We start from the raw sequence: 15664 nt of genomic DNA, 5'->3' as shown, positions 1-15664 counted from the left end.
GGTGAAGTCGCCTTGGGCTTCAGGTCCCCACAGTAGAAGTAAGGAATGACCGAAGGTATTGGCGGGGGTGGAAACCGCCACGGTGAGGAAGTTACAGCCTTCCAAGTAGGAAGAGGCTAAACCGTGGGTATACCAAGATGTCACAAAGGTTGTACCAGTTAGCCAAGCTCCAACCGCCAAGTAGGCGCAAGGGAGCAGGAGTAGACCTGACCAACCGATGAATACAAAGCGATCGCGCTTTAGCCAGTCATCGAGTGAGTCAAACCATCCTCTTTGGCTGGGAGCGCGTCCGACAGCTATTGTCATAACGTGTAGATCTCCAAGAATTTATAAGTACGAAAGAAAAGCCATTTCACTCGGTCAACCTATTCAGGCTGTGCCTAAGCAGATAATTGACCCGATTGTGAGTAAAGTTTACTTTTCTTTACGGTCTTGAACTTATATTAAAAGAAATTTTCAAATTTTGCCACTGTTATTCGTCATTCGTCATTCGTCCTTCCCAATCTCCCCCATCTCCCTCATCTTCCTCATCTGTGCCAACTCCCGTCTAAGATAAGAGGGAGAGTATCGCGCTTGAGAGTAGCATGTTCACGATTGACTTGACTTTGAAAAACACGCCCTTCCCCTTATCCGTGCAACGGAAGTCAGCAGAAGCGGCGGAAGAAACTTACCAGGAAATTATGAAAGCAATGAGTTCGGGTAAACCTGAGTTCATGGAACTGACGTGTGAACACCAGTCCGATAAGAAAATTGGCGTTCTCACCAATGAGATCAGTGCGGTGATGATTTCTCAGAAATCTGGTGCTGTGGGGGCAGGGCGTACACCCGGTTTCTTTGCCTTAGCGGAAGAACAACAGTAATCACCAACGTCATGGTTCAAACCGCAATTACGGTACAGGATCTATGCTTCAGTTGGTCTAGTGGAGCATCGGTTTTAGACGCTTGCTCTCTAGAAGTTCCCAAGGGTGAGTTTTGGATGCTCTTGGGGACAAATGGCAGTGGTAAATCAACATTGTTGCGGTTGCTGGCTGGATTATTGTCACCTGATTCGGGTGAGATACAGATTTCGGGACTCATGGGATTTGTCTTCCAAAATCCTGACCATCAGCTGGTTATGCCGACAGTCGGTGCAGATGTGGCGTTTGGATTGGTCGAGGAGAAACTTTCGATCGCCCAAGTTCGCGCCCGAGTCACCGAAGCCTTAGCCGCTGTCAATCTGCTGGATTTACAACGACGCCCGATTTACGCCCTGAGTGGGGGACAAAAGCAGCGTATTGCTATTGCGGGTGCGATCGCGCGTCAGTCTGAGATCCTTTTATTGGATGAGCCAACAGCCTTGCTTGATCCCGACACTCAGTTAGATCTGGTGGCTCAGGTGCAGCGCTTGGTCAAAAGTCGCGGGTTAACCGCCCTTTGGGTGACTCATCGGTTGGAAGAGTTGAATTACTGCGACGGAGCATTTTTGCTGGAAAATGGTCGGGTGGTAGCACAGGGAGAACCGGAGCGACTCAAGCAACGGCTTCTAGGTGAGACAAAAATGTCATCATAAATTAATATAAAGAGGAGATTGAGAAAAATTAACAAAAAATATTAAATTAGCCTTGAAAAATGCCCTCTCCCCCACCCCAGGTTGTTTTACTGGTTGATGGTTATAACATCATCGGCACCGAGTCGAGTTTGACTAAGACACGCGATCGCCATGGACTATTGGCAGCGCGGCAAGAATTAGTTGAGGTTTTAATTAACTATAGCGCCTTTCACGGCTATAAAACTAAAGTTGTCTTTGACGCTCACTATCAACCGACTGGAACGCGCCACGAAGATATAACCCCCCATGTATCAATCTGCTATACAGACTTTGGGCAGACCGCCGATAGCTACATCGAAAAATTTTGTGCGGCTGTTCGCAGTAAACCGAAGCTGTTCAAGCAACGATTAATCGTCGCAACTTCAGATCGGGCACAGCAGCTAACTGTTATTGGGTATGGGGCAGAATGGATGTCCTCGCAACAGTTAATTAGTGAGGTCTATTGTACAAGTCGTCGAGTCCGCCGCCGACAACGATCGCCAAAACAATCTCGCGGTCGTTTTTTAGTGCATTCCCTTGACAAATCGGCACAACAACGGTTATCTCAATGGCGTCAAGGTATTCGCTGATACAGGGAAACGTCGCTCCCTCTTGAATTATTAACAAATCAATGTAGCTATTCAGAGGCTGTCTCGAAAAAGGTTGTTTGGGACGCCGATAGAATCCATTGGCACCAACAATGAGGCAATGAATATTACTCAGTATAATTGGGTAGAACCCCAGCCCCAAGAAAGACATCAGCTAATCTCAGATATTCTCAATTCTCTAGACGAGATCGTTTGGTCAGTGTCAGCCCAAACTTATAAGCTACTGTATATTAATCAAGCTGCCGAGACTATTTTGGGCATAACCCTTTGTGAACTGTATGATCAGCCAACTCTATGGGAGTTGATGATTCATCCCGATGATCGCCAGCGAGTTCAGCAGCAATTTCAGAGTTTAGGAGAAAGCGGTCATCAAGCCGTAGAATACAGAATTGTCCGACCTGATGGGGAGGTACGTTGGATACACAATCGCGTCTGTGCGATCGCGGATGAGAGGGGTTCTGTGATTCGGATTGATGGAATTGCTACTGATATTACCGAACACAAACGAGCCGACGCCCAACTCTGTACCGAAAACGATCTACTCCAGGGCATTCTGCAAACCAGTGTCGCCGCGATTACGGTGGTTGATACTCACGGTAACATTATCTTTGCCAACGCGCGATCGCAGCAAGTCCTCGGTTTGACTCAATCCGAATTAGTAGAACGTCGATACAACTGTCCTACTTGGCAGATTACTGATTTTCAAGGCGGACCCTTTCCAGAGGAACAACTACCATTCCAACAGGTGATGGTAACAGGTCAACCCGTTTTCGATGTCCAGCACGCGATTGAATGGGCGGATGGAACCCGTAAATACCTTTCGGTTAATGGCGCTCCCTTAAAAGATGCCGACGGATTGATTACCCATATTGTTTTCTCGATTACTGATATTAGTCACCACAAACACATCGAAGAACAGTTATGCCACGATGCTTTACATGATAACTTAACCAGGTTACCGAATCGTAATCTATTTATGGAGCGGGTTAACCATACGATTAAATTAGCCAAACGGAATCAGAATTATTTATTTGCGGTTCTGTTCCTGGATTTGGATCGCTTTAAAGTAGTGAATGATAGCTTGGGACATGATGTCGGGGATCAACTCCTAATTGCCACCGCCCGTCAGCTAGAAAAGTGTGTACGAACCACTGACATCGTTGCCCATTTAAGTGGCGATGAATTTACGATTCTCCTAGAAGATATCAAAGATATAAAAGATGCTACTCGTGTAGCTGAGCGGATTCAGGCAACCTTAAAAGCCCCCTTTAACCTGAATAATCATGAAGTGTTTACGAGTGCTAGTATTGGCATTGCCCTCAGTTCCACAGGATATGAGCGCAGCGAAGATATCGTGCGGGATGCTGATATTGCCATGTATCGGGCAAAAGAACTCGGCAAAGCCCGTCATGAAATATTTGATAAAATCATGCATGCTCGCGCCCTAGAATTATTGACCTTGGAAAATGATTTGCGACGAGCATTGGAACGGCAGGAATTTGAAGTTTATTATCAACCGATCACTTCATTAGTAACAGGGATGCTAACCGGATTTGAAGCACTGGTGCGTTGGCGACATCCAGAACGAGGGTTAGTCTCTCCAGCAGAGTTTATTCCCGTTGCTGAAGATACTGGACTGATTATTCCTCTGGGAGAGTGGGTACTTCATGAAGCTTGTCGTCAACTGCGGATGTGGCAAACCCAATTCCCTACACCAGAGCCATTGAAAATGAGTGTCAATTTATCGGGCAAACAGATTAAGGAGCCGGATCTAATTGAGCAAATTGATCATATTTTAGCAGAAACAGGTTTAGATGGCAGTTTTTTAAAGCTAGAAATTACTGAAAGTATCTTAATGGAAAATGCTGAAACAGTCACCAAGATGCTGCTACAATTGAGAGCCAGAAATATCCAGTTATCCGTGGATGACTTTGGTACAGGATATTCGTCCTTAAGTTACTTACACCGCTTTCCAGTGAACACTCTTAAAATTGATCGTTCTTTTGTTAGCCAAATGAATCAGAAAAACCGCAACGCTGAGATTATCCGAACGATTATTACTCTCGCTCATAGTTTAAGAATGGATGTGATTGCTGAAGGGGTAGAAACTCTCGAACAATTGACGGAATTGAAACTACTAAACTGCGAACAAGGACAAGGATATTTATTTTCCAAACCGTTGACTAAGTGTGCCGCCGGACTTTTATTAGGCGGAATTCCTCAGTGGTAAACCTTTATAGAGTGTAGGGTTGTAGGTTGGGTTTCGACTTCGCTCAACCCCTCACCCCCAGCCCCTCTCCCAAGCTTGGGAGAGGGGAGCAAGAGGGGAGCAAGAAAATCCGGTTCCCCTTCTCCTCACGGAGGGAGAAGGGGTTAGGGGATGAGGGGGAAAATGTTGAGGAGTAGATAAACACACCTTAAAACATTGCCAGCATTGACTTTCACCTTAAGTTGACACCGATGCAAGTCTTTGCGCCCCTACAACCTCGCTTACTTTGCTTTATTATGTATGTTTGAACCTAATTCCGTCATGAACGCCCTCAAGCGCTAAGATGGGACTAATTTAATGTAACTGAAATTTGAGATTAGAGAAATTGCTATCTGAGCCACTGATTTCTACCAAATTTCCGGGTGATATATTCAAACTCGCCAATGGGTTAACCGTCATTCACCAGCATTTACCTGCAACACCTGTCGTTGTGGTTGATGTCTGGGTGAAGGCTGGGGCAATTGTCGAACCCAATGAATGGTGCGGGATGGCTCATTTTTTGGAACACATGATTTTCAAAGGGACAAAGCGACTGGTTCCTGGTGCTTTTGATCAGGTGATTGAACGTCATGGGGGGCTGACAAATGCGGCGACTAGCCACGATTATGCCCATTTCTTTATTACCACCGCCGCTCAATACCTTGACGAAACCTTACCCCCATTAGCGGACTTACTTTTATCTCCAGCGATTCCTGACATCGAATTTGATCGCGAACGAGATGTGGTTCTAGAAGAAATTCGCTCCTGTTACGACAATCCTGACTGGTTAGGTTTTCAGGCACTCTCAGAAATAATATACCAATATCACCCCTATAGACGCTCGGTTTTGGGTAGCGAAGAACAATTGAGGGCGCACACGTCTCAGCAGATGCGCCGTTTCCATGGGAGTCACTACCAACCGGAGAATATGACGGTGGTGATTATTGGCGGTGTAGAACAAGAATCAGCGCTAAATTTAGTGAATCAGTCTTTTGCCTCGTTTGCCACTCCCGGTGATTGTCCCCACTTAACCGCCGAAGCCGAACCGCCGATGACTGAGATTCGGCGTCAGGAACTGTATTTACCCCGAATTGAACAAGCCCGTCTATTTATGGCTTGGGTTGGACCTGGTGTGGATCAGTTAAAAGATGCTTATGGTTTAGATTTACTTTCGGTATTATTGGCTGATGGACGCTCATCCCGGTTAGTGAGACAATTGCGGGAAGAAGAACGACTGGTTCAAAATATTGGCAGTGGTTTTTCACTCCAGCGGGATTCGAGCTTGTTTACCATCAGCGCCTATCTTGATCCTGAGCATTTAGAACAAGTCGAAGCCTTGATTTGTCAGCATCTATTAGACCTACAGCAGACACCGATATCCTCTGAAGAAATCCGTCGCTGTCAGCGATTATTGTGTAATGACTATATTTTTTCTACCGAAGCCGCTGGTCAAATTGCTGGATTGTATGGATATTACAACACGATCGCATCCGCAGAATTAGCTGTCACCTATCCCGTGCAAATTCAACGACTGACCCCAGTAGACTTGATGCACTTAGCACAACGTTACCTTTCTCCTTATCACTATGCCGTAACTGTTCTCAAACCCGTAAGTGAAGATTTGCTGATGGGAGAATTATTTTGAGTAGAGACGCGCCATGGCGCGTCTCTACATGGTGCTGTAGGGGCGGGTTTGACGACTATCGTTTTTTATCCTTACCCAGATGCAACTAAACCCGCCCCGACCAAATTTTGAACTTTAAATTATCGATTATGCCTTCTAGTCTAACTGCCTCACCCCAACAGTCCATTATCCATCGCACGGTTTTAGATAATGGCATTGTCGTTATCGCTATCGAGAATTCAGCCGCTGATATTATTGCCTCTCGCCTATTTTTTCGCACGGGTAGCCAACGAGAACCACGAGATAAGGCAGGATTAACCCATCTCCTAGCGGCTGTTTTGACTAAAGGAACCCAAGACCTGACCTCAATTGAAATCGCCGAACGAGTCGAATCAGTCGGCGCTCAACTGAATACAGATGCCGCCACGGATTACTTTTTATTATCGCTGAAAACGGTATCCTCCGACTGGCTGGAGATGTTAAAGCTAGCGGGGCAGATTTTGCGATCGCCTAGTTTCCCGGAAACTGAGGTAGAATTGGAACGCTATCTAACGATTCAGGATATTCGTTCCCAAAAAGAACAACCCTTTAGCGTTGCTTTTGAGCAGTTGCGACAGGCATTATATCAGGATCACCCCTATGCTGTCTCTGTATTGGGTACGGAAGCCACGGTTTCTGAATTGTTACCCACGGATTTAAAAGACTATCATCAAACCTATTTCCGCCCGGATAACCTAGTTATTAGTGTCGCCGGTCGAATTTCACCGGAAGCCGCCGTACAGCAGATTGAACAAGTCTTTGGAGATTGGCAACCGCCCTCAACTCCTTTACCAACAACCACATTACCCTTAATTACCCCTCAGCCTTGCCACGTTGTCACCCCCCAGGAAACCCAACAATCGGTGGTAATGCTGGGGTATTTAGCCTCATCAGTTACTGATCCAGATTATGGGGCGCTAAAACTACTGAATACCTATCTGGGGAATGGGCTTTCGAGTCGCTTATTTGTGGAATTGCGGGAAAAACGAGGGTTAGCTTATGATGTTTCGGCATTTTACCCCACGCGCCAGTGTGATTCCCTATTTGTGACGTATATGGGAACCGCCCCAGACAATACAGTAATCGCGATGGAGGGATTGCGGACAGAAGTAGAACGCCTTTGCAGTTTGAGGTTGAGTGAAGCGGAACTGCAAGCGGCTAAAAATAAACTTCTGGGTCAATATGCTTTAGGGAAACAAACCAATGCTCAACTTGCCCAGATTTATGGCTGGTATGAAACCCTAGGATTGGGAATTGAGTTTGATCTGAAGTTTCAGCAGCAGATCGCCCAAGTCACGCCAGAGATGGCACAAGCGGCGGCACAACGTTTCTTTGGGGAACCTTATATTTCCTTAGTCGGTCCGACTGAAGCGATTAACCAGATCGTTTGAGATCCGACATTGAGATCCCCGACTTCGTAGGAGTTGTCGGGGAGCTGTACTATTAATTCGATACATGTTTGAGGATAGTCAGAGGACCTGCGTCTTTGAGACTCTGCATTTGCTGGGAATTGCGAACCAGCAGCGCCCCGGCAAAGCCGAGTGAATTTACCGAAATCGACTCAAACTCTTCTTGCGATCGCGGCACAATCAGCATCCATTCTCGTGTGGCTAGCAGGTTGTAGGGGGCGGATTGTTTGATGCCATTTGAGGGCTTACCCACTGCTTGTAGAAGTCTGTGATAAGCGTCCAGAGTGGCTTTAGCGGCAACGTCTGGCGTGTCTATCCAACCGGGATCGAATCGCGTTAGGGCATGAACGAAGGGAAAGCTAGGTATTGTACCAATGGAACCCTGAAAATTAGCCGATGCGATCGCGGGTTCAATGGGTAGCTTGGGTTTCTCTGGGGTGAAGGGTAACGGGACAAGTTGTAAATGTTTGTGTCGCTGACTCGCCCCTGCTATTTTACCGCCGTTATAGAAGGCTAAACCATCAATTTCCGCTAAACCTGTCCACATTGCCTGAAAATCAGATAATGTCAGCCAATTATCTTGGTCTTCATACTCGCGGGTGACGATCAGGAGGTGATAATCAACCACGTTGAACTTATTTAACAGACACAGGTGAGTGTCGGAAATATCAGCCACGAATAAATCTTCCTCGTAAGGGAGAAAGGGGTTAAAGTCAGCTTTTTTCTTCTGCTGCTGCTTCTTGGCTTTGGCTTTGCGATCCAGGTTAGAGACAATCCTTACCAGAAAGCGAATCCCATCCTGTTCGACGAACTCGTAGTCGGTTTTGATTGGTTGCAGTGCGCCGCATTGAAGGGCGTGTTCGGTTGTCTTTTGAACCTTTGACCATAATGTACCCGGTTTTAGGGTGAGTGTTTTCGGTTCAGTGGGTTTTTCTTCGGGCATAGTCAATTGTTATATCAGTCGTATGCGAATCCAATCTAGACGATCTGATGAATTTTGCCCAGAACTAAAGTGTTGGTAGGTGTAACCCCAGTGAACGGTTACGCAGTAATAAGAGCAAATCCGTTAGCATCGGAATTATATTTATACAACGCAGAGGACGCAGAGGTTAACTCTCCAGGTACGCAGAGGGAGTTGTGGGATAGGGGCTGATAATTTTATCGGATTTCAAAATAGTCAGAAGCTATACTCCATTTTATTCGCTTTCTAGTACCTCCTGTAATTGTAAAGCCAGCAAGGGAAGATTATTTTTAATCGCCCTCCAAATTATCTCTAATTCTACCTGGAAGTATTCGTGAAAAATATTTCGCATATCCCCCATCAATCGCCAAGGGATCTGGGGGTAGCGAGATTGGATTTCAGGGGGAATATTTCTAGCCGCCTCACCAATAATACCAAAGTCGTAGAGGACAGCTTTAATAATTGTTCTGTTTACCATGAAATCTTCAAATTCCATTCCCTCTGTCCGTTGTAAAATTTCGGCAATGGATTGCAGAATATCTTGAATGCGTAGCTGCCAATCTCTAGAAGGCACGGATGACATCCTTTAGTACAGGTTCCCGCAAATGTTCCCTTAACGCCTTCTGGGTTCCCCTATCTACAGAACACCCCAAAATATCTTCTAAATAAAGTCGCACGGCTATGAATTCAAATAGTCCCACTTGTCGATTTTAACCCGTTTTAACGGGTTTTAGCTTTTAGCCCGTAGACGCGGAGCGGCTTCTCTTCGAGTACTTTAGTTCAGGGCTTTAGTTCAGGGCTTATTCAGCAATATATTATACAAAAAATTGCCAATGACTAATAATTATTCTACTCTACCCTTCGATCTTTTACTCATTACTGACCAAGCCGCTTGTCATCGGGCGGGTAGAACTGTCGAACAAACTCTAACAAGTATCCTCAATACCATTAATCCTCAGCGTGTTGCTATACTGATACGCGACAAAAAAGCGACAATTTCAGAAATTGCTACCACAATTAGGAACCTAAAGCCGCTAACTGATTCGACAGGTGTATTGTTACTCGTACACAGCTATCCTCAATTAGCATTGGAATATAATCTGGCGGGGGTTCATCTATCATCAACGACAGCCATTGAACCTGTACGTCAACAACTTCCACCTGAGATGCTTATAGGAGTCTCGCGTCATGGAACCGACGCACTCGATCAGGATGATATTGGTTTGGCTGACTATGCTACTATCAGTCCAGTGTACTCACCTTTGTCAAAACCTGATGATCAGCGCCATACATTAGGTTTACAGGGGTTGAGAGATAGCGTTAAGCGCAGTTACCGCCCTTTAGTCGCCCTCGGTGGAATTGAGCCAGGGCGAGTCAGTGCTGCGATCGCACAAGGGGCAAAAGCCGTTGCTGTCATTGGTGCGGTGATGGCGGCAGAAAATCCTGCTAGTGTGGTTCAATTATTACTTGATGAGGATGCTCATCGGGCGACAAAATAAAGAGGATTGACTTTGTACAGACATTCCGCCGCAACGTATCTACGAATTTGAACCACTAACTGCTAGTTCCGAATCCTATCCAGATAGGATATTCTAACAAAATAACTCATTCTAATCGCTATGAAACCTCTAATCGCCTCCCTGATCATCACTCCTCTGCTTACTCTATTTAGTTCAGCTATTGCTTTAGCTGAAGTTCGCACCCAAGTGATTGAATACCAACACGGTAATACTGTACTCCAAGGCTTTCTGGCTTACGATGACGAGATTCAGGGAAAGCGCCCCGGCGTGATGGTAGTTCACGCTTGGAAAGGATTGGGAGACTACGAGAAACAACGGGCAAAACAGCTTGCTGAATTGGGTTATGTGGCATTTGCGGCTGATATTTATGGTAAGGGAATTCGACCCAAAACCAATGAAGAAGCCAGAGAACAAGCGACGATTTATCGATCCAATCGAAAGTTAATGCGCGATCGCGCCCGGGCGGGATTACGAGTGTTGCAACAATATCCCCTGACGGATGGGAATCAAGTTGCCGCGATCGGCTATTGTTTTGGGGGCGGTACAGTATTAGAATTAGCCCGCAGTGGTGCGCCCGTGGCTGGGGTTGTTAGTTTCCATGGCAATTTAGATACACCCAATCCCGCAGATGCTCAAGCGATTAAAGGTAGAGTTCTGGTGTTGCATGGTGCAGCCGATCCTTTAGTTCCTGATGAGCAAGTTGATGCGTTTAAACGTGAAATGAATTATGCCAATGTAGACTGGCAAATGGTTATGTATGGTAATGCTGTTCACAGCTTTAGTGATCCGAATGCGGGGAATGATCCTTCAACGGGAGTGGCTTACAATGAGAAGGCAGATAAGCGCTCTTGGGCAGCAATGAATCGGTTTTTTGCTGAATTATTTCGCTAGATTTGTCATTTGTCCTTTGTTCTTTGAACGGCTGGATATGATATCGCTGATCAAGATAATCTGAGTGGATGAGGACATTCGCGATCGGTGCGTTTGTAGTAAGCGCTTTAGCGCTTATGGTACACTTCATGCAACTACGAACTTAGTGTAAGGAGGGTGCAGCGAATTAATCCGATTGAAACTCGCTGGTTGCTGGTAACGTCAATGCTTCTGGAAAACATTGGCGTTGATCAAAGGATTGGTATCTTACACTATGCATCGTATTTTTGGCATCCTACCTCTGGTTTTTTTACTGCAAAGTCTTCCCGTTGTTGCCCAAGAGTCAACAACCCTTGACCCCGTTGAACAGGTAATCGCGGCTGGATGGATGACTCGCGATCGCGAGGGGGATTTTCAGGCACAACGAATCCTCAATCGAGCTGAATTAGCATCGATTTTAGTCAAAACCTTTGACTTAGAAAAACGAGTCTCCCAACCTGACGAACCTATTGCTGTTCTCGATGTGCCTACCTCTCACTGGGCATATCGCGATATCCAATTAGTCTTGCAAAATAACATTATGACCGGTTATCGTCAGGGACGATTTTTTCCCAATCAACGGGTTACTCGTGCCGAAGCTTTCTCTATCTTAGCTCAAGCCTATGGCGTGTTTCAGTTTCCAGAGGATACGGTGGCTGAACTGCTTTCCCGCTATCCCGATGCTGAGAAAATACCAACTTGGGCAAGAAAGTCAATAGCAACGGCTTTGTATGAGGGGTTTGTTAATATCGATCCCCTGACTAATTCTATTGATCCTCTCGCCCCGATGACTCGTGGAGATATGGCTTATGCGTTGAGTAAATATCTGGAACGACAAGAAACCACTGCGCCGATTCCTTGGACGATTGAGGAACCTGCGCCCATGTAACAAAACGCTGAGTAAATACCTTTTGACCCAATGATTTGAGTATAGGGCGACCCGAACCTATTGAACAGAGTCCAGTTGTTCATTTTGGCAAGTGGGTTGCCCCTACATTCCTCTATGATGGGAAAGATCCGATTTTGTTGCAGGAATACCCTGAACAATAAACCATGAGCAATGTACAATCTTTGTTATTGCTCAGCTATTTTTGAACCTAATTTAGGAAAAAGAGTTATCCCATGGATTCTCAACCCTCTAATGATAATATACACACTCATTTAGTTTCAGCCGTGGTTGAGGCTACACTCAACCAAGATCAACCCCGTCTTAATAAACTCCTGAAAACCGCGCTCTATGACATTCCTAGCGAACAACCGGAATCATTGCGAGCGGAAGTTGCCAGAAATTTCTTGATTCAAGTCGCTCAACGGTTAGAGGAATCCCTAGGGGCAAAGCATCATATCCTGGCTTGGTTTATGGTATATGTCGGCTTAGGTAGCATACTACCAGAGGCAATTCAAGCGACGCAAATGGTTCTCAATGAAGGCTTAAAACCCTTTGCCGATTTCTTTGTAGATCGTCAGGGGATTCATTTCTATAATCATGGCGATAAGGCGGACAATATTAATAAAATTCCGCCTCGCCTCTCTGAGTTTACCCAGATGACGGTGCGAATTTCTCAGGACGAAGTGCAGCAGGTTATGGGAAAATTCAGTTTATCAGAAGAGAAAGCCCGACAAGTGGTCTTGAATTTGAAAATATTGGAGCAAAAAATGAATGTGCAGTTTCAACAATTATTGATGGTTTTAGATTCTAATCAAGCTTTGCTGAATCAGGTGATGACATTGGATTTAAGTAAACCAGATAATCCTAATCGTTTTGGTATGTAACAATTAGGCAGAAGGCATAAGAGTGTAAGCTTTCGGATATCTGCTCAATACTGAATCAGGGTTTTAATCATGGGATGGAAGAGACTTGGATGCGCTACCTTCGTAAGTATTTTTGTTGGTATCTCAGTTCCGTTGCGATTAAATTCAACTGAATTATTCTCCAAAACCCCTCTGTTGACGTTCTCAATTGATGCTCGTCAAGCAGAGGCGGAGCGATGGTTAAACCAAGGGATTGAACAGTTACGCCAGCAGGAATTGGATGCGGCGATACAGTCGAGCCAGCAAGCATTAACCCTCTATCAGAATAGTCGCGATCGCGTGGGTATAGCCGAGTCTTTAAATTATCTGGGATGGGGATTATATCAGAACGGTCAATATCAAGCTGCCGAGCAAATGTTGCGCCAAGGAATTCAGAGTTTGGCATCGGTATCACTGAATCATAAAAGCCAAGATACCCAATCCCAACGATTAGAAACACAGGCAGCAATTTATCAGCTCTTGCAAAAAGTATTAATTGCTCAGGGTAAAATTAATGAAGCACTTTTAGTGTCTGAGCAGAGTCGGGTGAGGGGGTTGAGCGAATTAGTAAACAGGGGTAATTCTAACGGGTCAACAATTACGGCTGTTATGGCAGAACCAACCATTGAGCAGATTCAACAGATTGCCCAAGAGCGAAACGCCACCTTGATTGAATACTCGATTATTGATAATCCCTTGGCTGAGGCGAATCAACGCGAAGAACTATTTATATGGGTGATTGAACCAACCGGAAAAATTACCTTTCACCAGAGCAAACTTACCCAACTTTGGCAGGAAGAAAAAACCACCCTAACAGACTATGTAAGCAATATCCGTCAATCCCTTGCCGCTTCCCAGTGGGGTGTTGGTTTAACTCGGCGTAAAATTCCCCCGTTTAGGCAATTGTATCAGGTTTTAATTGAACCGATCGCGGATAAATTGCCCACTGATCCTAACGCTCATGTTATCTTCATTCCCCAACAATCTCTGTTGATGATTCCCTTTTCTCCTCTACAAGATGAGTTGGGTAATTATTTGCTGGAAAAACACACAATTTTAACCGTTCCGGCGATAATGGTATTGGATATCACCCGCCGAAGCCAGGTTAATATTCCAGAATCTCTGCAACAATGGTTAGTGGTGGGAAATCCTCACCCGATGCCTGGAGAGTTCTCGCCATTACCTGCTGCCGAACAAGAAGCCCAGGCGATTGCATCGTTGGTGAATACCCAAGCGATTACCGGAGAGGTAGCGACTAAAGCCGAGATTGTGCCGCAGATGTCCGCGTCACGAGTGATTCATTTCGCCACTCATGGTATCTTTGATGAACAGCGAGGATGGGAGAGTGCGATCGCGTTAGCACCAACGCAGACAGATAATGGCTGGCTAACGGCACAAGAAATCCTGGATTTAAACCTGACTGCTGAGTTAGTGGTTCTCAGTGCTTGTAATACGGGGCGAGGGAGTATTAGTGGGGATGGGTTGGCTAGCTTATCTAGTGCTTTAATTTCATCAGGGGCGTCTAGTGTGATTGTCTCTTTGTGGTCAATTCCTGATTCACCCACCGCCTTTTTGATGCAGGAATTTTATGCTAATTTACAGCAAAATTCTGACAAAGCCCAAGCCTTACGAAAAGCCATGTTAACCACGATGGAAAAACATCCTGATCTGCGGGATTGGGCAGCATTTACGTTAATTGGTGAAAGCCAATCGCCCACAGACTAGAAGTCTGGGGCTATACAAACCAAGTTCGCCTGCGCGGACTCAATTCAGCCTGCGGAGGCAGGCTTTGTTCGTGTAGCAGCGATTTCAATCGCCATAGCTGGATGGTGTGTAACATCTTCAATAGTTTATAATAGTCCCCATATTAATAATCTGAAATAATGAAAGCGTTTATCAGTCATAGCAGTATCGATAAACCCTTTGTTGAGCGTCTGGCAACGGATTTACGCAGCCGCGAAGGGATTGATGCTTGGTTGGATAAATGGGAGATTCTGCCCGGTGATAGAATACCGGATAAGTTGGAATACGGGTTAGCCAATGCAGGTATTCTGGTTCTGGTTCTCTCCCCCGATAGTGTCAATTCCCAGTGGGTGAGTTATGAGAAAGACGCATGGCTGATGGCACAAGTTGAGGAGGAAAAACGGGCTAAACTTGAGTCACGGACTCCCAGCCGCCGCCTGATACCTGTTCTCTACAAAGATTGCCAAAAGCCGTTTTTTCTGCAACCTTTTCCTCACGTTAGTATTAATGACGATAACTATGAGGCAGGATTTCAACAACTGGTGAATGGGATGCGGAGGGAGTCAGGGAAGCCGCCGCTTAAGGGTGAGACGACGCCTGCACCTGTTCCGGCTTCACCCCCAGCCCAGGTGTCATCCGGTGTTGCACCGAGAATCTTGGCGTTTAAGCTGCTCAAATGCCTGCTTCCAGCTCAGTTTGATGAGGTTATTTTCTACTATGAAATAGATGAATCTCAACTGCCAATGAATGTGGCACAGGTGCAAAAAGCGAAGGAAATTATTAAACTGGCGAGTCAAAAAGAAGGCGAGTCGCTGTCTGGACTGCTAGACTCGATTTATCAAGCAGCTCCACACTTGAAGAGGTAGAGTGATGTCATGTCTGGTTGAATCGCATAGTCTCTATCTGTAGTGGACTGACACAGCTAAAATTGTGGAATAGATTTGACGTTTAACCCTTCGACTTCGCTCAGGGTTAAACCGGGCGCACGCCATGCGCCCCTACAATGCTAATCCACCAATTAAGGTGTGCCACGACAGTAGGGTGTGTTAGCGTAGCGTAACGCACCATTTCAACGATAGATGGTGTAGCTGCTTAAGTCCGAATACTTAGGGGCTGCTGAATAAGTGTTGTGGTGAGGGGGAGCTGGGGAAGCTGGGGAAGCTGGGGGAGCTGGGGGAGCAAGGGTACATTTTCCCTGAGCAAGGTGATGCCATACTTATGAAGGATGCTACCCCATTTCCTTGC

14 protein-coding genes and 2 pseudogenes are annotated in these 15664 nt (G+C 45.8%); 12 read left to right on the top strand and 4 right to left on the bottom strand.

Features of this window, described 5'->3' with window-relative positions:
- Positions 1–306 (bottom strand): annotated as a pseudogene (locus RIB93_RS30255) (photosystem II D2 protein (photosystem q(a) protein)); the annotation flags it as partial.
- Positions 307–584: 278 nt separating this feature from the next.
- Here RIB93_RS30255 and RIB93_RS30250 point away from each other — a divergent pair.
- The 6 genes from RIB93_RS30250 (at position 585) to RIB93_RS30225 (ending at position 7477) form a co-directional block, all read left to right on the top strand.
- Positions 585–860, top strand: a complete 276-nt coding sequence (locus RIB93_RS30250; protein ID WP_006106524.1) for a hypothetical protein — start codon at positions 585–587, stop codon at positions 858–860.
- A gap of 11 nt (positions 861–871) precedes the next feature.
- Complete coding sequence (locus tag RIB93_RS30245; protein ID WP_446378641.1) at positions 872–1549, top strand: energy-coupling factor ABC transporter ATP-binding protein; 678 nt, start codon at positions 872–874, stop codon at positions 1547–1549.
- A gap of 59 nt (positions 1550–1608) precedes the next feature.
- Positions 1609–2157 (top strand): NYN domain-containing protein, encoded by a 549-nt coding sequence (locus RIB93_RS30240; protein WP_446378639.1) that lies wholly within the window; start codon positions 1609–1611, stop codon positions 2155–2157.
- A 118-nt stretch (positions 2158–2275) separates the two neighbouring features.
- Positions 2276–4405 carry a putative bifunctional diguanylate cyclase/phosphodiesterase gene (locus RIB93_RS30235; protein ID WP_446378637.1) on the top strand — a complete coding sequence of 710 codons (2130 nt, stop codon included), beginning with the start codon at positions 2276–2278 and terminating at the stop codon, positions 4403–4405.
- A 364-nt stretch (positions 4406–4769) separates the two neighbouring features.
- A complete protein-coding gene (locus RIB93_RS30230; RefSeq protein WP_446378635.1) occupies positions 4770–6068 on the top strand; it encodes a M16 family metallopeptidase in 1299 nt (432 codons plus the stop codon).
- Between the two features lie 128 nt (positions 6069–6196).
- Entirely contained in the window at positions 6197–7477 is a 1281-nt protein-coding gene (locus RIB93_RS30225; protein WP_446378633.1) for a M16 family metallopeptidase, read from the top strand.
- Positions 7478–7529: 52 nt separating this feature from the next.
- Here RIB93_RS30225 and RIB93_RS30220 read toward each other — a convergent pair whose 3' ends face one another.
- The 3 genes and pseudogenes from RIB93_RS30220 to RIB93_RS30210 all read right to left on the bottom strand — a co-directional run.
- Positions 7530–8438: an ATP adenylyltransferase family protein gene (locus RIB93_RS30220; protein WP_446378632.1), complete on the bottom strand. Its 909-nt coding sequence runs from the start codon at positions 8436–8438 to the stop codon at positions 7530–7532.
- Positions 8439–8691: 253 nt separating this feature from the next.
- On the bottom strand, positions 8692–9030 hold the full coding sequence (locus tag RIB93_RS30215) for a HepT-like ribonuclease domain-containing protein (protein WP_446378643.1): 339 nt from the start codon (positions 9028–9030) through the stop codon (positions 8692–8694).
- Positions 9020–9166, bottom strand: a pseudogene (locus RIB93_RS30210) (nucleotidyltransferase family protein); the annotation flags it as partial. The gene RIB93_RS30215 and the pseudogene RIB93_RS30210, both read right to left, overlap by 11 nt.
- A 123-nt stretch (positions 9167–9289) precedes the next feature.
- Here RIB93_RS30210 and RIB93_RS30205 point away from each other — a divergent pair.
- The 6 genes from RIB93_RS30205 to RIB93_RS30180 all read left to right on the top strand — a co-directional run bounded on the left by RIB93_RS30205 (position 9290) and on the right by RIB93_RS30180 (position 15285).
- On the top strand, positions 9290–9955 hold the full coding sequence (locus RIB93_RS30205; protein WP_446378630.1) for a thiamine phosphate synthase: 666 nt from the start codon (positions 9290–9292) through the stop codon (positions 9953–9955).
- Positions 9956–10075: 120 nt separating this feature from the next.
- Complete coding sequence (locus RIB93_RS30200) at positions 10076–10867, top strand: dienelactone hydrolase family protein (RefSeq protein ID WP_446378628.1); 792 nt, start codon at positions 10076–10078, stop codon at positions 10865–10867.
- A gap of 253 nt (positions 10868–11120) precedes the next feature.
- Entirely contained in the window at positions 11121–11774 is a 654-nt protein-coding gene (locus RIB93_RS30195) for an S-layer homology domain-containing protein (protein WP_446378626.1), read from the top strand.
- Positions 11775–12007: 233 nt separating this feature from the next.
- Positions 12008–12658 (top strand): hypothetical protein, encoded by a 651-nt coding sequence (locus tag RIB93_RS30190; RefSeq protein WP_446378624.1) that lies wholly within the window; start codon positions 12008–12010, stop codon positions 12656–12658.
- A 174-nt stretch (positions 12659–12832) separates the two neighbouring features.
- On the top strand, positions 12833–14401 hold the full coding sequence (locus RIB93_RS30185) for a CHAT domain-containing protein (protein ID WP_446378622.1): 1569 nt from the start codon (positions 12833–12835) through the stop codon (positions 14399–14401).
- A 158-nt stretch (positions 14402–14559) separates the two neighbouring features.
- Positions 14560–15285, top strand: a complete 726-nt coding sequence (locus tag RIB93_RS30180) for a toll/interleukin-1 receptor domain-containing protein (RefSeq protein WP_446378620.1) — start codon at positions 14560–14562, stop codon at positions 15283–15285.
- The last annotated feature ends 379 nt before the right edge of the window (positions 15286–15664 follow it).

The organism is Coleofasciculus sp. D1-CHI-01 (assembly GCF_040218875.1).
Taxonomy (GTDB): Bacteria; Cyanobacteriota; Cyanobacteriia; order Cyanobacteriales; family Coleofasciculaceae; genus Coleofasciculus.
The sequence above is the reverse complement of the archived record's forward strand: the minus strand, read 5'-3'. Positions and strand labels throughout refer to the sequence as shown.